We start from the raw sequence: 17,437 nt of genomic DNA, 5'->3' as shown, positions 1-17,437 counted from the left end.
ATGACCGATCTCACGGACTTCATCGAACCGGACGAATCGCAGGGTCCGGGCATCGGAACACGGACCCGCGCGGCCAAACGCAAACGCCGTAACGGCCCTTCGCGCAAACGCATGCTCTGGAAGGACATCCGCATCACCCTGTCCAAAACCAAAGGACGGTTCATCTCCATCGTGAGCCTCATGGCACTGGGCTCGTTCGCCCTCGTGGGACTGTTCGTCACCGGGCCGGACATGCAGATCACCGGCACCGAATTCTACGGAGACAACAACCTCGCGGACGTCACCGTCATCAGCGACTACGGGCTGACCCGGGACGACGAGGACATCATCCGCACCACGGACGGCGTGCGTCAGGCCGAATTCGGCTATTTCAAGGACGTGACCATCGCCGGCAGCGAACACAGCCTGCGCATCTACTCCACGCCGCGCACGGTCTCCACCTACCAGGTCGTGGAAGGCCGGCTGCCGGCCAAAGACGGCGAAATCGCGCTCGACGCCAAGGAACACGACTGGTTCGCGGTCGACAGCACCATCGCCATCGACGAACAGCCGGACATCGCCGGCGACACCGTCCTCACCCATACGAAATTCACCGTGGTGGGCTTCGTGAACTCCAGCGAGGCCGTCTCCAACCTCAACATGGGCCAGTCCACCTCAGGCAGCGGCGAGCTCAACGGATACGCCGTGGTGCCCGCAACCACCTTCGACTCCGACGTGGCCATGATCGGCCGCGTGACCTTCACGGACACGCAGGATGTGGACTATTGGACCGCCGAATACCGCGACCGCGTGCAGGCCCACAAGAACACGCTCACCAAACGTCTGGCCAACCAGCCCAAGGCTCGCGCCGCCTCCATCAAGGAGGACCGTCGCACGCAGATCGACAAGGCGCAGCAGCAGGTGGACGACGCCAAGCAGCAGCTCGCGGACGCCGAACAGCAGCTCGCGGACGCCAAAACCCAGATCGAAGACGGCAAGGACCAGATCGCCTCCGGCTCGATCGAAGCCACCGAACAGGCCTCCGCCGCGCTCGCCGAACTGTCCGGCGGACTGGCACAGATCGCCTCCGCCGACTCCACCATCACCTCCGCCCAGACCCAACTGGCGGCTGCCGCGCAACAGCTCGCCCAAGGGCAAAGCCAGCTCGGCTCCTCCTGGCAGCAGCTGGTCCAGGCCAAAACCCAACTCGACCAGGCGCGCGCCGTGCTCGACGCCGTCGAACCCGTGCTGGACAAGACCGGACGGCTGCTGACCCAATGGGAAAGCACCGGCCTGACCGGTCCGCTGTACCATGACCTCGCCGGCAAATACGCGCAGGCCCTCGACGACTACAACGATGCCGTGGCCCAATACAACAACGCGCTGGCACAATACCAGAACGGCCTGCAGCAATGGCAGGATGGCGCTTCGCAACTCGAACAGGGCAGCGCGGAATACCAGAAGAACGCGGCGGCGCTCGCGGACGCCGGCAGACAGCTCGCCTCCAAGCAGTCCGAGCTCGGACAGGCCATCTCCCAGGCCGCCGGAACCGCGTCGGGCGGTGCGGCTCAGCTCATCGAAGGGCAACGCCAAATCGAAAAGGCCGAGGACGAGTACGACGCCAAGAAGCAGGAATACGAGGACACCAAGCCTGAAGCTGAACGGAAGATCAAGGACGCCGAACGTCAGATACGGCTCGCCCGCGAAAAGGTGGACACGCTCGAAGTGCCGGCCTACTCCATCGACGGCCGACGCGAGGGGCTGACCTCCGAAGGCTACCGCGTCTACGAGATCATCGCCGGCATCGTCAATAAACTCGCGATGATCTTCCCCGTATTCCTCTACCTCGTAGCCGCGCTCGTCACGTTCACCACCATGGGGCGCATGGTGGACGAGGAACGCACCAACTCCGGCACCCTGAAGGCCCTCGGCTACCACAACAAGGACATACTCAGGAAATTCACGTTCTACGGATTCACCGCATCCACCCTCGGCACCGTCATCGGCGTCGCGGCCGGACACACGCTGCTGCCGCTCATCGTGAACCACGCCTACAGCACCGGCTTCACCATGCCGCGCATCGCGCTCGCCTTCCACCCCGTGATCACCGTGGTGGCGTTCGCGGCCGCATGGATCAGCGCCGTGGTGCCCGCCACCCTGGCCGCCTCCCGCGAACTGAAGGAGAAGCCGGCCGCACTGCTCCTGCCGAAGCCTCCCGCCAAAGGCTCGAAGATCTTCCTCGAACGAATCAAGCCCCTATGGAACCGGCTGAACTTCACCCGCAAGGTGACCGCCCGCAACCTGTTCCGCTACAAATCACGCGGATTCATGACCATCTTCGGCGTGGCCGGCGCCGTCTCGCTCCTGACCGCGGGCCTCGGCGTGCAGGCGTCCATCGGGCAGATCAGCGAACGCCAGTTCGGTGAACTCATCCACTACGACCTCATTGTGGCCGAAAAACCCGATAACAACGACGAGCAGCGCGCAAGCGTGGCCAAGGCCATGAAGTCGTCCGCCGTGAGCGAATCCATGCCGATCCGCTACGAGGAGCTCACCAAAACGGCCGGCAAGGAGGGCGACAAGCAGTCCATCACCCTGCTGGTGACCGACGACGCCTACAATTTCGGCGATTACATCACCCTGCGCTCGCGTACGGGTCATACGCCCCAGGTGCTCACCGACCGCGGCGCCATCATCTCGGAACGCATGGCGGACATGTTCGACGCGCAGCCGGGGGACGCCATCGTCGTCACCGACTCCACGGGCACGGAACGCAAGGTGCGCGTGGACGGCGTGACCGAGATGTACATCGGGCATTTCATGGTCATGTCCTCCGGCGGATACGAGCATGTGTTCGGCGAGGACTACCGGTCGAACGCCTATCTGGTGCGTCTCAAGAACCCGAGCATCGCCAATGCCGGCAAACAAGGCGCCCGGTTCATGAAAAACGACGGGGTCAGGGGAGTGGTGCAGAACACCACGATGAAGAACCAGGTGGCCACCATCGTCGACTCGCTCGACCAGATCATGGAGGTGCTCATCCTCGTGGCCGGCCTGCTGGCCGTGGTGATCCTATACAACCTGACGAACCTGAATGTCTCCGAACGCATCCGCGAGCTGTCCACCATCAAGGTGCTCGGCTTCCACACCAACGAGACCACCATGTACATCTACCGCGAAACCATCGTGCTCTCGGCGCTCGGCATCCTCGCCGGCTACGGGTTCGGTGCGGGACTCCACCGGTACATCATCACCGAGGTGCCACCGGACGAGGTGATGTTCGACCCGGCCTTGGGCTGGCTCGCGTTCGTGGCGCCCCTCGTGCTCATCGCCGTGGTGCTCGCCGCGCTCGGCTGGGTAGTCCACCGGCGTCTCAGGACCGTGGACATGCTCGCCGCCCTCAAGTCCGTGGAGTGACGTGAGCGGTGTGCTCTACCTGTTCGCGGGCTCTACGGCGGAGACGAAGCGGATGTGACGGTTGAAGAAATTCACGATGAGCCCCGTGATGGCGGCGGCAATGATCGTGCCGATGCCAAGGCCGTTGAGCCGGCCGAAGAAGAGGAACGAGAGCACGCCGGCGATGACGATCAGCGAGATGTCGAAACAGACCTTGACCGTGCCGAAACGCACCTTGGTCACCATCGAGAACGCGCGCACGATGCCCTCGCCGGGCACCATGATGAGCTTGGGGGAGACCTCCATGCAGATGCCGAACGCCAGCAATGCCGTGCCCAGCAGCAGGCCGATGCCCCGCAGCCACCATTCGGTGGGGGAGAACCAGGTGAGCAGCATCATGCTCACGTCAAGCGTGGCCGCGAACCAGAACGTGACCGCCAGCTGCAGGTACTGGACCGGCTTGAAGTCGCGGCGCAGCAGGATGACCTCGATGGCCACGAATATCGCGTTCATCACGAACGTGGTGACGCCGAAACTGATCCAGGGAAACCTGAGCGTCACCACCCATGCGATGCTTGAAATCGGCGAGGTGCCGAGGTTGCTTTTGGTGATGAGGGCGATGCCGAAGGATTCGATGGCAAGTCCGGCGAGCATCGAGACCAGGCGCTTGATGAAATATGGCATGGTCAGGCCTCTTTTCGACTTTCGGAGTGACGAATCGCGTTGAGCGGATCCCCGGTGCGGAAATCCGCGGTGTGGGTGTGGGAGAGTTGCCGGTCCGCGGTCTCGGCGGCATCGGCCCGTTCGAGATTCGCGATGATTCGTCGCAACCCTTCACGCAAGGCCTCCTGTTCCCCGTCATCCATGCCGGTGGTGGCCGTGGCGTCCGCGACGGCCATGATGTCGGCCACGCGGCGGGCGTAGCCGCGGCCCTCCTCGGTGAGAAACACCAGATACGATCGACGGTCGGACTTACTGGTCTCGCGGCGGACCAATCCTTTGCGCTCCATGCGGGTGAGCAGACCGGTCATGGTCGATTTGTCGAGGATGCATTCGGCGCAGATTTCCTTCGCGGTGCGGCCGTCCCGTTCGTTGAGGCATTCGAGGATCTTCGGTTGCCCGGGCAGCAGGCCGATGCGTCTGATGGCCGCGTCGATACGCCGGTTGGAATGGTTGAACGCCCGCAACAGCAGGAAATGCAGTTCATTGTCCAGCATGGAGTCTTCTTCCGATGATGGTCTTCGCGGGGTATGTTCCGCGATTCGATTCCATCGTATCGCCGTATAGTTTGCATGCGAACTAATTTGTTCGCCTAGCGAACCACAGCGGGTCCATGAGTGGCGATACGCGCGATGCCTCGGGTTTGCCGTGTTCAGGTTTTCGTGGCTCCCCTCTGTGAGGACATTGCCGTGAAGCAAACGGCAGAGCCGTTTGTAGGCAATGTGCGAGGCGGCAGCCGAGCCAATAGGCCGCGAACGGAGTTCGTCATTGATTGCAGGACGAGCTGTCGCCGGGGCCGACTGAGGGGAGTGTCGTGGTGGTGCGCATGCGCGCGGAAAAAGAATGAAGCGGACGTCGTTGTCCGATATATTCACTTATACCCGGATTCGCTCCGGTTGTTGAATTATCGAATCTTCAGTTGTTCATGACCGTATCCGGTCAGGGGAGGAACGCCGCCATATGCGTTCTCGGAGCGCTATGTTGAGCGCCGGTGTGGTGGTTCAGCGGGCGTTCTTGTCGACGTCGTTGATGATGTCGGCCATCACCTTGGAGTTGGACATGCCGGCCTGGGCCATGGAGTTGACGCCGTACATGGCGAGACCGCGCAGCATGGAATCCTTGATGGACATGATGTGTTCCTTTCGTCGGGCCAAGGCCCTGGGCCTTGAGCTCTGTTTTTTGTTCGGCTTCTTTCTGAAACCGGTTTCAGAATAGCGCGGCGAATCCCCCTCCGCAAGTGACCGCACGGTCATCGGCGTTTCGCGCGGAATTCCGCCATTCCTACTCCCACCTCAATCGAACCGGTTTGAGAACATTGCGCCCAAGTTACGAAAGTACGGGGAATACGGAAAAGGGGCGTGGCCATGACGAGCCACGCCCCTTGGGCAGGAGTAGTAGTCAGAATCAGCGAAGAGCGGGAATCACTTCACGTTCTTCATGCCGAGGATGGACAGCGCACCGAGGGTCAGCACGATGAAGCCCATCGGGAACAGGCCGGCGTAACCGAACACGTGGAAGACCCAGGCGCCCAGCAGCGGGGCCAGCATCTGGCCGACGGTGCCCATGGCGTTGATGAAGGACAGGTCCTTGGCGGCCTGGTCCGGGTTCGGCAGCACGGAGGTCATCAGGGACTGGTCGATGGCGATGAACAGACCGCCGCCGATGCCGGAGAGGGCCACGTAGATGGTGTACATGAGCGGGGTCTGCACGATGAGCGGCAGCCAGCACGGAACACCGACGAGGAACATGCCGACGGCAGCCGGGATCTTCATGCCGCCCTTGAACAGCATGGAGACCGGGCCGGAGAGAGCGGACATGAGTACGGCGAAGATCAGGCTCAGCAGGGACATGAGCGCCATCCAGCTGGCGGCGGAGGCGGCGGAGGTGTGCATCCAGTCGGTCAGGGTGTACAGACGGTAGGTGCCGATGCCACCAGGCAGCATGTACAGCAGACGGGAGATGCAGGCGAACCAGTAGTCGCGGCCGGCGTGGGTCGGGGGCAGGAACTGCTTGAAGGCGGAGAGGTCCAGCTTGACCGGCGGGATGTCCTTGTTGGACGGCTCGGCGGTGACGATCACGGCGATGATCATGGCGATGTCGGCGATGACCAGGGTGACGAACACGCCGTTGGACACGGCGCCCACGGAGGCGACGAACAGGGAGCACAGGGACTGGAATCCGTTGAGGCCGATTTGGGTGGCGATGCCGAAGGAGGAGGACGCGGAGCCGCGGTACTTCTCGGGGATTAGATCATGCATCCAGGCCATACCGGCGGACATCATGGCGCTGTAGCACGCAGTGTAGATGAACCAGGCGCCCATGGCGATGGCGGTGTTGTCGTTGATGGCGAAGATGACGAGGCAGACGGTGGCGACGACGGAGGTACCGATGAGCCACGGGGTACGGGCGCCGAAGCGGGAGCGGGTCATATCGGACAGGGCGCCGAAGATGATGCCTGCGAACACGGAGATGATCAGGGTCACCGTGGTTGCGGTGGCGGTGAGGTTCACCTTGTTGGCCGGATCGATGAAGCCGATCTTGGCCGGCAGCAGGATGCCGCTGATGCCGAAGAACGGGCCGTAGAAGGCGATAGTGCAGAAGAACTGACCGATGACCGGGCGCCACGGGTACTTGCCCGAGTCCTTCGGCTCCATGGTCTTGGTGGATTCCGCATTACTCATTGTGGTGTTTCTCCCTCCTCAGGAAAAAACGCATGGCCGCGATGCCTTGGCAAGCTGCCGTGCTTGGTTTTGTAATTAGTTACATCGTAACATCATTTCTGACGACGGCAAATCCGTATGGGCAAATTTTGTGAGCGTTAACGGCGTGTTGCAGGGCTTGTGGAAAAGTTTTTCGCAATGTCGAATATGCTGATAAATGGCGAAATTTCAACGGTAATCGATATCGACAATCTCCTGTGATGATGCGTTATTGATAAAATGTTTCCTCGGCGTGTCGCATGTAACTGGTTTCACAATATGAGGGAAACATGTTACATTGAATGCAGCAAACAAGCAGTGCGGCAACGCATGCGGGAACGAGCCGATCGTCGTCTTGCCCCCGTGACGGAGCGGTCCGAGGCGCCCATGCGACGGCGCCCGAACACGATGCGCGCAGCACTACAAGACAATAAGGAAAGAACAAGCAGCCATGACCATCCATGATGTCCGCGATTACGGCGCCGTTGCCGACGGCGTCACCAACAACGCCAAGGCCATCCAGTCCGCCATCGACGCCTGCGCGGCGAACGGCGGCGGCATGGTCACCCTTGCGGGCGGCACCTATATGTCCGGCACCATCCGGCTCAAGTCCAACGTGACCCTCAACATCGACGTCACCGCCATCCTCCTGGCCAGCCCGAACATCGCCGACTACGCGGCCGAGGGCGTGCACCACCAGCGCTACCGCAACGAGCACAATCTCGACCGCTGCTTCATCTACGCCGAGGACGCCCACGACTTCGCCATCATCGGCCACGGCGAAATCAACGGCAACAACAAGGCCTTCCCGAACGAGGGCTCCATCTACCGTCCGATGATGTTCCGCATGCTGCGCTGCAACCACGTGCGCCTCGAAGGCATCAAGATGGTCGACTCATCCTCCTGGACCTGCGCCCTGCTGGACAGCGAGTACTTCTGGGCCCACGGCATCGACATCCACAACTCGGGCAAGCCCAACGGCGACGGACTCGACTTCGACGGCACCTCGCACGTGTACATCTCCGACTGCCACATCCAGGGCACCGACGACAACATCTGCCTGCAGTCCAGCTCCAAGGACTACCCGGTCCACGACTACCACATCACCAACTGCGAGCTGTCCAGCATCTGCGGCGGCGTCCGCATCGGGCTGAAGTCCATCGGGGACATCCACGACGTGGCCGTCTCCAACTGCACGTTCAGCCGCATCTGGCGTGAGGGCATCAAGATCGAATGCACCGAAGGCGGTTCCATCTCCGACATCACCGTCTCCAACTGCACCATGCGCGACGTGACCCGCCCGCTGTTCGTGATCCTCAACAACCGCTATGAGCCGGACGGCTGGGGCAGCTCCGTGGAACTCGACCACATGCCCGAGATCGGCACCCTCGAACGCCTCTCCTTCTCCGGCATCACCATCACCGACAGCGAGGAGATGGCCAACGTCCACCACGGCTTCGGCAGCGACATCCAGGGCCAGCCCAAGTTCGCCGGCATCCGCTTCGACGCTGCCGAAAGCCACCCCATCAGGGACGTGACCCTGCGCGACATCCGCTACACCTTCATCGGCGGCGTCAAGGCATCCGACATCCCGGCCGAGTACCCGCGCCTCGTGGACAAGCTCGCCGAGCCGGACGTGAAGTCCAGCGAGAACTACTGGCCCGACTGGTCCCGCACCGTGTTCATGGACATCCGCAACGTGGACGGCCTGGACGCCCAGGGCATCCGCCTCAAGGCCATCCGCCCGGACGAGCGACCCGCCACGAAGTTCGACGGCACCCGTTTCGTGACCGATCCCGACCTCGTCGTTACCGAGTAAAAGCCGCGCGACGTCTCTTCAATATGAAAGGAGTGCATATGTCCACCATCGAACGATTCGAAGGCGCCGGCTCGGACGGCACCGCCATCAGCGTGGTGTACGCCGAGCAGCGTGACGCGAACATCGCGTTCGCCCTGGCCTTCACCGGTAACCAGCTGCCGCGCCTCGTGCACTGGGGCCGTCCGCTCGCCGACCCGAAGGCCGCCATTGCGCTGTATGACGCCGTTCGCCCGCAGCGCGTCTCCGGCGTGCTCGACTACACGCCATGGCCGTCCGTCCTGCCCACCCAGGCCGAAGGCTGGATGGGAGCCTCCCGCATCAACGTGGCGCGCGACGGCGTGGAGCTGTTCTGCAGGTTCGCCGTGACCGACGTCGCCATCGACAGCCATGAGGACACCGGCATCAAGGACGCGACCGTGCCGACCGTCACCGTCAGCGCCGCCGACGAGGAACAGGGCGTCGGCCTCGAATGGACCGCCGAACTGCTGCCGGGCGGACTCATCCGCCAGCAGGCCACCGTGCGCAACCTCAAGGACGGCGAGCTCGCGGTGAACCGTTTGGAACTCGGCTTCGCCCTGCCCGCCAACGCCACCGAAGTGCTCACCACCACCGGCCACCACCTGCGCGAACGCCAGCCGCAGCGCCGTCCGCTCGCCGTGGAACGCATCGAGAAGGTCTCCGTGGTGGGCCGTCCGGACTTCGATGCCTCGCTGCTGCTCGCGGCCGGCGAACCCGGATTCGGCTTCGAGCGCGGCGACGTCTACGCCGTGCACGTGGCCTGGAGCGGCAACTCGCTGCTGTCCGCGGAGCGCACGCCGTACACGCAGGCCCTGATCGGCGGCGGCGAGGTGCTGCTTTCCGGCGAGATCGCACTGGCCAAGGGCGAGTCCTACGCCACCCCGTGGGTCTTCGGCGCCTACGGCGATGGCCTCAACGAGGTCGGCACCCGATTCCACTCCTACGTGCGCTCCTTGCACCCCGAACTGACCGCCAAGCCCCGTCCGGTGATGCTCAACACCTGGGAGGCCGTGTTCTTCGACCACAACTTCGACACCCTGAAGGCCCTGGCGGACAAGGCCGCCGCCTCCGGCGTGGAACGCTACGTGGTGGACGACGGCTGGTTCGGCTCCCGCCGCGACGACACCTCCGGTCTCGGTGACTGGCAGATCGCCCAGGACGTCTGGCCCGACGGGCCGAAGTCCCTCAAGGCCCTGGCCGACTACGTGCACGCCAAGGGCATGGAATTCGGCCTGTGGTTCGAGCCCGAGATGATTAACCCGGACTCCAACACGTACCGCGCCCACCCGGACTGGGTGCTGAAGCCCACCGAAAACCGTATGCCGATGGAAGGCCGCCACCAGCAGGTGCTCGACCTGAGCAACCCGGACGCCTACCGGTACATCTACGATTCCATCGACGGCCTGGTCAACGAGCTCGGCATCGACTACATCAAGTGGGACCACAACAAGCAGGTCACCGAAGGCATCTCCCCGTACACCGGTCGCCCGGCCGTGCATAGCCAGACCCTCGCCGTCTACCGCATCTGGCACGACCTCAAGGCCGCCCACCCCGGCCTCGAAATGGAAAGCTGCTCCTCCGGCGGCGGCCGCATGGACCTCGGCATCCTGCGCTACGCCAGCCGCGTGTGGACCTCCGATTGCGTGGACCCGGTCGAGCGCGAGGACACCCAGCGCTACACCTCGCTGGTCGTGCCGCCGTGCATGATGGGCGAGCACATCGGCCACAGCCCCGCCTACGCCACCCACCGCGCCACCAGCCAGGAGATGCGCATGGCCATGGCCTTCTTCGGCCACATGGGCATCGAATGGAACCTCCTGAAGGAGCCGGATGAGGCGCTGGCCAAGCTGGGGGAGTGGGTCACCGAATACAAGAAGCACCGCGAATGGTTCGCCCAGGACACCTGCATGCACGCCGACCAGTGCGACCCGGCTGTGCGCGTGGACGGCATGGTCAAGCCCGACAAGTCCGCTGCGATCTACCGGTACACGATGCTCACCACCTCCAGCACGTACCCGACCGCGCCCGTGCACCTGCCCGGACTCGACCCGGACGCCAACTACCGCGTCTACCCGCTGGCCGTGAACCTCGACCTTGACGCCTCCGGCGCCAACGTGGGATTCTCGCCGCTCGGCTGGTGGAACGAGCAGGGCATCGTCCTGCCCGGCCGCGCCCTGACCACCTACGGCATCCGCCCGCCTGAGCTCAACCCCGCCCAGGCCGCCCTCTTCGCCGCCGTCAAAGCCTAGCTTCTGTCTCCCCTCCGAGGAGAGCTACCAGCGTGGCTGACTGGGGGAGTCTCGGAAACCCCTCTCGTCCAATTCGTTCTCAAACATTCGAGCACACAAACAAAGGAACACACCATGACCACCATGATCAAGAACCCGATCCTGCCCGGCTTCCACCCGGACTCCAGCGCCCTGCGCGTCGGGGACGACTACTACATCGCCACCTCCACCTTCGAATGGTGGCCCGGCATCGACATCTACCACTCCAAGGACCTCGTGAACTGGGAGTGGGTCGCCGCCCCGGTCAACCGCGAATCCCAGGTCAACCTGCTCGGCAACTACAACTCCGGCTCCCTGTGGGCCCCGCACCTGAGCTACGCCGACGGCAAGTTCTGGCTCGTCTACACGGACGTGAAGACCTTCGGACCGATCATGAACACGCTCAACTACGTGATCACTGCGCCGACCATCACCGGCCCGTGGAGCGAACCGCATTTCCTGACCGCCTCCGGCTTCGACCCGTCCATCTACCACGATGATGACGGACGCAAGTGGTTCCTCAACATGCTCTACGACCCGCGCCCCGGCCACCAGCTATTCTCCGGCACCGTGATCCAGGAATTCGACCCGGACACCATGGAGCTCATCGGCGAACGCAAGCACTTCTACAAGGGCACCAAGCTCGGCGTGTGCGAGGCCCCGCAGATCATCAAGAAGGACGGCTGGTACTACCTGCTGTGCGCCGCCGGCGGCACCGGCTACATGCACGCCGCCACCGTGGCCCGCGCCAAGAGCCTCGAAGGTCCGTTCGAGGACAGCCCGTACACCCCGATCATGACCACGCGCGACGAGCCGACCAACCCGCTGCAGAAGTCCGGACACTGCTGCTTCCTGCAGATCGGCGACGAATGGTACATCACGCAGATCTGCGCCCGTCCTCTCACCGAGCGCGGCAACTGCACGCTCGGCCGCGAGACCGGCATCCAGAAGATCTACTGGACCGAGGACGGCTGGCCGCGCATGATCAACGACTCCGTGAGCCCGATGCTCGAAGTGCCGGCGCCGAAGGGCTCCCAGGGCGTGGCGCAGAACACTGACCATTCCGAGCGCGTCGAGTTCGAAGCCAACTGGGACGTGCAGAAGAACGCGCCGCTCACCTCGGTGACCGACCCGTCGATCCCATCCAGCTTCAAGACGCTGCGCACCGCGCTCGTGGCGGAGGAGGACTACTCGCTCACCGCCCGCCCGGGCTGGCTGCGCCTCAAGGGCGGCCAGACGCTGTGCTCCCTGTTCAAGCAGTCCCTGTTCGCCCGCCGCTGGGAGTCCTACGACTTCGACGCCGAGACCGTGCTCGACTTCGACCCGAAGAACTACCAGCAGCAGGCCGGTCTGGTGCTGTTCTACGACACCGACAACTGGATCTACGCCTACGTGTCCTTCGACTCCGAAGGCACCGACCGCCGCGTGGTGCAGGTGCTGCAGAACGACCACGGCAATCTCACCCAGGGCTCCGATTTGGTGCCGCTCGAAGACGGCCCGGTGCGTCTGAAGGTGGAGGTCCGCCATGACAAGGCGAACTTCTTCATCGCCCAGGGCGAGACCATGTACGGCGACAACCCCGAGTGGAAGGCCGTCGGCGGCGACCAGCCGGCCGACCACATCAGCGACGACTACCTCGAGAAGCACAGCAACCCGTTCCGCTGCGCGTTCACCGGCGGCATGGTGGGCATCTGCGCCCAGGACACCGACGCCCACAAGTCGTACGCCGACTTCGAGTACTTCGACTACCAGGAGAAGTAGCGGTAGGTACTGGCTCCCCTCTCTGAGGGGAGCTGGCCGCGGAGCGGGGCTGAGGGGAGTGTTCGTGGTCTAAGCTGAGACTTCCCTCAGTCAGCCTGCGGCTGCTAGCTCCACTCAAAGAGAGGAGCCCAAAGGAACGCAAAATGCACGAACCAAGGAATTAGGATTGAAGGTTATGAAGGGTTTGCATCGTTGGGGCCGCATCGCGGCCATCATCGCCACGGCAGCCGTATCGGTCATGCCTTTGGCCGCCTGCGGTTCCGCCACCGCCTCCGATGGCCGTGTGACCATCGAATGGTGGGGCTACGAGCAGGGCCAGCAGGAGCAGGCCGACGCCTTCAACCGTTCCCAGGACAGGATTCGCGTGGTCTACCACCGTCAGGCTACCAACACCAAGGCCGAGGAATCGCTGGTCAACGCCGTCAAGGCCGGCCAGAACGTGCCCGACCTGTTCGAGGCGGATATGGAGTCGACCATCTCGCTGCTTGCGGACGGCACCATCCAGGACATCGCCCCGTACAATCCGGACCTCACGAACCTCAATCCGAATGCGGTCGAGTCGTTCACCGTGGCGAACAGGCTCGCCGCCATCCCGTTCAAGTTCAGCCCGCAGTTCATCATCGCCAACCAGCGCACCTTCGACGAGCACGGCGTCAAGGTGCCCACCACATGGGACGAGTACATATCGGCTGCGGAGCAGCTCAAGGCTGCCGACCCTAAGATCAAGATCATGAACCTTGCCGGCGAGGATCCCACCATGCTTGTGGTGCTCGCCCAGCAGTTCGGCGCGCATTGGTATTCGGTCAAGGGTGATTCCTGGGTCATCGACATCAACGGCGCTGAAACACGCAAGGCCGTTGACTATTTGCAACGCATCGTGGACGAGAACCTGTTCAGCCAGAAGACCTTCATCGAATGGGACGCCCTGATGCAGTTCTTCCAGTCCGGCGACCTGGCCACCATCCTCACCTCCACCTGGCAGCTGTCCGCCTACCAATCGAACTTCCAGAAGTCTTTAGGCGATTGGAAGGCATACGACTGGCCCAAGGAATCCGCCGACTCTCCGCTCGTCTCCCCGCTCAACGTGCAGGGCTACGCCCTGCCCAAAGGCGCCAGGCATCCGCAGGAGGCCCTTGACTTCGCCCTCTGGCTCGCCACGAACGACAAGGCCGCGCGCATCGCCGCCAGCCCCACCACCGGCAACGGCACGTTCCCGGCCATGAAGGACGCCACCGCATACATCGCCGATTCCCTGCCGGACAAGCTCCTCCAGGACAAGCCGGGCGCCGAGCAGGTGGTCAAGGATTCCATCGAATCGGCCACCCCGTACTCCACCGGTGTCAACTGGTCCGGCATGTACAAGCAGCTGCAGGACCAGTGGGCCAAGTTCCTCAACAGGCAGGTCACGGGCGACCAGATGCTCGACCACCTGCAACGATGGACCGTCAACGATCTGAAGACCAAGGGCATCAACGTCCGGGAGGCATGATGATGACCGCACTTGATACTCATAAGCTCAGCGCGCACAAGCGCCAACGTTGGAGGGCATGATGAACACCACAGTCAAGCCGGCGGAACCGGCGAACGTGGGCAAGACCGCACCGCAGGGGAGCGGCATGAACCCGGTCGCCTCATGGCATCGCCTCCGTGGACTCAAGGGCGCCCTGTTCGGCCTGCCGTTCTTCGCTCTGTTCCTCTTCTCGTTCATCCTGCCCTTCCTCTACGCCCTGTGGAAGAGCCTGTTCGAGCTCAAATACAGCGGGCTCGGCCTCGACGGACCGCACCCGCGCTTCGCCGGACTCGCCCAATACGCGCGTGCCTTCCAGGATGCGGCGTTCTGGAGCGGCATGGGTCGTGTGGCTCTGTTCACCTGCGTGGCCACGCCCCTGATTATGGCTTTCGCCGCCGTGGAGGCGTTGCTGCTCGATGCGGCCAAACGCGCCGCCAAGAAGGCGTACCGTCTCCTGCTGCTCGTGCCGTACATGGTGCCTACCATCGTCTCCACGCTGGTGTGGGTGTACCTCTACTCGCCTGACATCGGCCCGCTCAAGCGCTTCTTCGCCCTGTTCGGCCTCACCGTGGACTTCTTCAGCCCACAACTGCTGTGGGCTTCCATGGCGAACCTCCTGCTATGGGTCAACATCGGCTTCAACATGCTCATCATGTACGGTTCCCTCACCGCCATCGACCCCTCGCTCTACGAAAGCGCGCGCATCGACGGCGCCAGCGAACTGCGCATCGCCTGGTCCATCAAACTGCCGATGATCCGCGGCACCCTGCTGCTGACCGGACTGCTCTCGATGATCGGCATGCTCCAGCTCTTCGACCAGCCACTGCTGTTCCGTTCGGCCTCACCGCAGACCGTCACCGCGAACTTCACGCCGATCATGACCATCTACAACTACACGTTCTCCGCGGGCGGCGACTACAACTACGCGGCCGCCCTGTCCGTGGTGCTGGCGCTCGTCATCGCCGCCATCTCCGCCGTCGTCTACGGCGTGACCAACAGGAAGGGGAAGTGATGGCAACCGCATTCCTGCGTCCCCGCTACGGCAAGCCCGCGGGCACGGTCGCCCGTGTCTCCCATCAGTCCAGGTGGAGCCGGCCCGGCATCCTCATCTGCCTCGCCCTGCTCGCGTTCTACTCCATCGCGCCCCTGTGGTGGCTCGTCGTATCCGTGACCAAAAGCCGCGTGGAACTCTACAACACCAACGGTCTGTGGTTCGGCGCCGAAAACCACGTGGTCGAGAACTTCCGCCAGCTGTTCACCTACGAGAACGGCATCTTCTTCCGCTGGATGGGCAATTCCATCCTCTATGCCGGCGTGGGCGCCATCGTCTGCACCGTCATCTCCCTCGCCGCCGGATACTCGCTGAGCAAGTTCGACTTCCCCGGCAAGAAGATCGAGATGGCGCTCGTCATGGCCTCGTTCCTCGTGCCCACCGCGCTGCTCACGCTGCCCCTGTACCTGCTATTCGCCGGGCTTCACCTCACGGACACGGTCTGGGCCGTACTCATCCCATCCTTCGTCAACGCCTTCGACGTGTACCTCGCCAAGGAGTACATCGACGGAACCGTGCCGGACGAACTGCTGGAGGCCGCCCGCGTGGACGGGGCGGGGGAGCTGCTCATCTTCCGCAAGATCGTGCTGCCGATGCTCTCCACGCCGGCCGCCACCATCTTCATCCTCACGTTCGTGCTGCAGTGGAACAACTTCTACCTGCCGATCACCATGCTGCGCGGATCCGACAAATGGACGCTCGCGCTCGGCCTGTACAGCTTCATGCAGACCAAGCAGTCCTCCGTATTCGACCCGACCACCATCGCGCTCGCCGGCTCGGTGGTCTCCATCATCCCACTCGCGGTTGTTATGATGCTCATGCAGCGCTTCTGGCGCTCCGGTGTGGCCTTGGGCGCAGTGAAGGGATGATGTGATGACCGAAATGATGGATACCGCGGTTGCCGGCAAAACCGGAACCACCGTCAAAACCACCAAGGGGCCCGCCAAGACGTCCAATGCCAACATCAGGGACATCGCCGCTGCCGCGGGTGTCTCCGTGGCCACCGTCTCCCGTGTGATGCGCGGCAACGCCCGCGTCTCCGACGCCACACGGGCCAAAGTCGAGCAGGCGGTCAACGCATTGGGGTACGTGCCCAACGCGCACGCGCAAGCCCTGACCACGCCGCCCAACTCCATCACACTCGTCATGCGTGCCCTGTCCGGCGGCACCTACAGCGACATGGCCAGCGCACTCGCCGAGGAAGCGGTGCACCGGGGCATGACGTTCCGCGTCATCGTCACCGGCGGCGCATACACCGGCTCCCGCGTGGACGCCAAAGCGGTGCTCACCGATCTGCTGGGACAGCGCCCGCGCGTGGCCGTCATCACCGCGGACGACGATCCGGGCGCCATTCAAGATGATGCGCTCAACGAATATGCGGATAAGTTCCAGAAAGTAGGTACGTCCCTGGTGGCGCTGGCCAGGCCCCGGCTCGGACTGGATTCACACATCAGCACGATCTACTATGCCGGTGAACGGGGCATGCATGAACTCACCAGGTACCTTATTTCCCTGGGCCATCGTGACATGCTCTTCGTCGGCCTGCGGGACGGTTCGGAGGTGTTCGATGAGCGTTACCGCGGATTCCTCGGCGCACTCGCCGAGGCAGGCATCCGTCATGACTCCTCGCAGGATTTGCCGTTCGTGCGCGACCGCGGCGCGGATATGCAGCAGATCGCGGACCGCTACCGCAACGGCGCCCCGTTCACCGCGGTAGTCGGTGTGACCGATGTGGTGGCGCTGGACGCCATCAACGCACTGCTTTCGATGGGGGTCTCGGTTCCTGATCAGATTTCCGTGGGCGGATTCGATGACATGCCCTACGCCGGTGACCTCATCGTGCCGCTGACCACCGTCCGCGTGCCTTTCGACCGATTGGGCGCGGCCGCCGCCGACGCCGGCCTCAACGGCATCCGGGATGTGATTATGCCCACAGACGTGGTGGTGCGACGCTCCACGGCCCCTGCGGCCGCATAGGCCTTTTTCGGCTCTGCTGAACTCTCGGCTCCCCTTGTCAGGGGAGCTGTCGCCGCAAGGTGGCTGAGGGGTAGTTCAGCTGTCTTCATGTCAATTACGGCTTGATTAAGTCATTTTTGGCGCTTGTGTTGTTTTCGTGGGTGTGGGTTCGTCGTTGAGCCGTTGAGGGAGTAAGAGAAGAGCGCTTCCTGGGTAGGATGTTTTCGACCAAGATAAACAAGCAACCAGCAAGCGCCTGAT

The 17,437-nt window shown here is 63.2% G+C and carries 12 protein-coding genes; 8 read left to right on the top strand and 4 right to left on the bottom strand.

The annotated features are described in order from the left end of the window. Nucleotides 1–3,396, top strand: coding sequence for an ABC transporter permease (locus KIH81_RS07685; RefSeq protein ID WP_236029434.1), 3,396 nt, complete (start codon nucleotides 1–3; stop codon nucleotides 3,394–3,396). 15 nt (nucleotides 3,397–3,411) lie between these two features. Here KIH81_RS07685 and KIH81_RS07680 read toward each other — a convergent pair whose 3' ends face one another. The 4 genes from KIH81_RS07680 to KIH81_RS07670 all read right to left on the bottom strand — a co-directional run bounded on the left by KIH81_RS07680 (nucleotide 3,412) and on the right by KIH81_RS07670 (nucleotide 6,776). Further along, nucleotides 3,412–4,059: a YczE/YyaS/YitT family protein gene (locus KIH81_RS07680; protein WP_214304830.1), complete on the bottom strand. Its 648-nt coding sequence runs from the start codon at nucleotides 4,057–4,059 to the stop codon at nucleotides 3,412–3,414. 2 nt (nucleotides 4,060–4,061) lie between these two features. Continuing rightward, on the bottom strand, nucleotides 4,062–4,592 hold the full coding sequence (locus tag KIH81_RS07675; RefSeq protein WP_214304829.1) for a MarR family winged helix-turn-helix transcriptional regulator: 531 nt from the start codon (nucleotides 4,590–4,592) through the stop codon (nucleotides 4,062–4,064). A gap of 504 nt (nucleotides 4,593–5,096) precedes the next feature. Further along, nucleotides 5,097–5,225, bottom strand: coding sequence for a hypothetical protein (locus tag KIH81_RS12195; RefSeq protein WP_274608213.1), 129 nt, complete (start codon nucleotides 5,223–5,225; stop codon nucleotides 5,097–5,099). Nucleotides 5,226–5,516: 291 nt separating this feature from the next. Beyond that, the gene (locus tag KIH81_RS07670) at nucleotides 5,517–6,776 is read right to left on the bottom strand and encodes an MFS transporter (RefSeq protein WP_214304828.1); all 1,260 of its coding nucleotides are present in this window, start codon (nucleotides 6,774–6,776) and stop codon (nucleotides 5,517–5,519) included. Nucleotides 6,777–7,245: 469 nt separating this feature from the next. On the opposite strand from KIH81_RS07670, the gene KIH81_RS07665 reads away from it, so the two are divergent. From KIH81_RS07665 to KIH81_RS07635, 7 genes are all read left to right on the top strand, one after another. Continuing rightward, on the top strand, nucleotides 7,246–8,613 hold the full coding sequence (locus KIH81_RS07665) for a glycoside hydrolase family 28 protein (protein ID WP_214304827.1): 1,368 nt from the start codon (nucleotides 7,246–7,248) through the stop codon (nucleotides 8,611–8,613). Nucleotides 8,614–8,651: 38 nt separating this feature from the next. Then, a complete protein-coding gene (locus KIH81_RS07660) occupies nucleotides 8,652–10,880 on the top strand; it encodes an alpha-galactosidase (protein WP_214304826.1) in 2,229 nt (742 codons plus the stop codon). A gap of 114 nt (nucleotides 10,881–10,994) precedes the next feature. Beyond that, entirely contained in the window at nucleotides 10,995–12,659 is a 1,665-nt protein-coding gene (locus tag KIH81_RS07655; RefSeq protein ID WP_214304825.1) for a glycoside hydrolase family 43 protein, read from the top strand. Between the two features lie 175 nt (nucleotides 12,660–12,834). Next, nucleotides 12,835–14,148, top strand: a complete 1,314-nt coding sequence (locus KIH81_RS07650) for an ABC transporter substrate-binding protein (RefSeq protein ID WP_214304824.1) — start codon at nucleotides 12,835–12,837, stop codon at nucleotides 14,146–14,148. 58 nt (nucleotides 14,149–14,206) lie between these two features. After that, a complete protein-coding gene (locus KIH81_RS07645; RefSeq protein ID WP_214304823.1) occupies nucleotides 14,207–15,181 on the top strand; it encodes a carbohydrate ABC transporter permease in 975 nt (324 codons plus the stop codon). Beyond that, nucleotides 15,181–16,089 carry a carbohydrate ABC transporter permease gene (locus tag KIH81_RS07640; protein ID WP_214304822.1) on the top strand — a complete coding sequence of 303 codons (909 nt, stop codon included), beginning with the start codon at nucleotides 15,181–15,183 and terminating at the stop codon, nucleotides 16,087–16,089. Before KIH81_RS07645 ends, KIH81_RS07640 begins: the two co-directional genes overlap by 1 nt. Nucleotides 16,090–16,093: 4 nt before the next feature. Further along, nucleotides 16,094–17,197 (top strand): LacI family DNA-binding transcriptional regulator, encoded by a 1,104-nt coding sequence (locus tag KIH81_RS07635; RefSeq protein ID WP_214304821.1) that lies wholly within the window; start codon nucleotides 16,094–16,096, stop codon nucleotides 17,195–17,197. Nucleotides 17,198–17,437 lie beyond the last annotated feature (240 nt).

Origin of the sequence: Bifidobacterium miconisargentati, from assembly GCF_019331675.1 — a bacterium.
Classification (GTDB): Bacteria; Actinomycetota; Actinomycetes; order Actinomycetales; family Bifidobacteriaceae; genus Bifidobacterium; species Bifidobacterium miconisargentati.
The sequence above is the reverse complement of the archived record's forward strand: the minus strand, read 5'-3'. Positions and strand labels throughout refer to the sequence as shown.

Bases quoted from the DNA above. Each gene is read 5' to 3' on its own strand.
- KIH81_RS07640 (WP_214304822.1), top strand. From the start codon at position 15,181: ATGGCAACCGCATTCCTGCGTCCCCGCTACGGCAAGCCCGCGGGCACG.
- KIH81_RS07635 (WP_214304821.1), top strand. From the start codon at position 16,094: ATGACCGAAATGATGGATACCGCGGTTGCCGGCAAAACCGGAACCACC.
- KIH81_RS07660 (WP_214304826.1), top strand. From the start codon at position 8,652: ATGTCCACCATCGAACGATTCGAAGGCGCCGGCTCGGACGGCACCGCC.
- KIH81_RS07665 (WP_214304827.1), top strand. From the start codon at position 7,246: ATGACCATCCATGATGTCCGCGATTACGGCGCCGTTGCCGACGGCGTC.
- KIH81_RS07645 (WP_214304823.1), top strand. From the start codon at position 14,207: ATGATGAACACCACAGTCAAGCCGGCGGAACCGGCGAACGTGGGCAAG.
- KIH81_RS07655 (WP_214304825.1), top strand. From the start codon at position 10,995: ATGACCACCATGATCAAGAACCCGATCCTGCCCGGCTTCCACCCGGAC.
- KIH81_RS07685 (WP_236029434.1), top strand. From the start codon at position 1: ATGACCGATCTCACGGACTTCATCGAACCGGACGAATCGCAGGGTCCG.
- KIH81_RS12195 (WP_274608213.1), bottom strand. From the start codon at position 5,225: ATGTCCATCAAGGATTCCATGCTGCGCGGTCTCGCCATGTACGGCGTC.
- KIH81_RS07650 (WP_214304824.1), top strand. From the start codon at position 12,835: ATGAAGGGTTTGCATCGTTGGGGCCGCATCGCGGCCATCATCGCCACG.
- KIH81_RS07675 (WP_214304829.1), bottom strand. From the start codon at position 4,592: ATGCTGGACAATGAACTGCATTTCCTGCTGTTGCGGGCGTTCAACCAT.
- KIH81_RS07680 (WP_214304830.1), bottom strand. From the start codon at position 4,059: ATGCCATATTTCATCAAGCGCCTGGTCTCGATGCTCGCCGGACTTGCC.
- KIH81_RS07670 (WP_214304828.1), bottom strand. From the start codon at position 6,776: ATGAGTAATGCGGAATCCACCAAGACCATGGAGCCGAAGGACTCGGGC.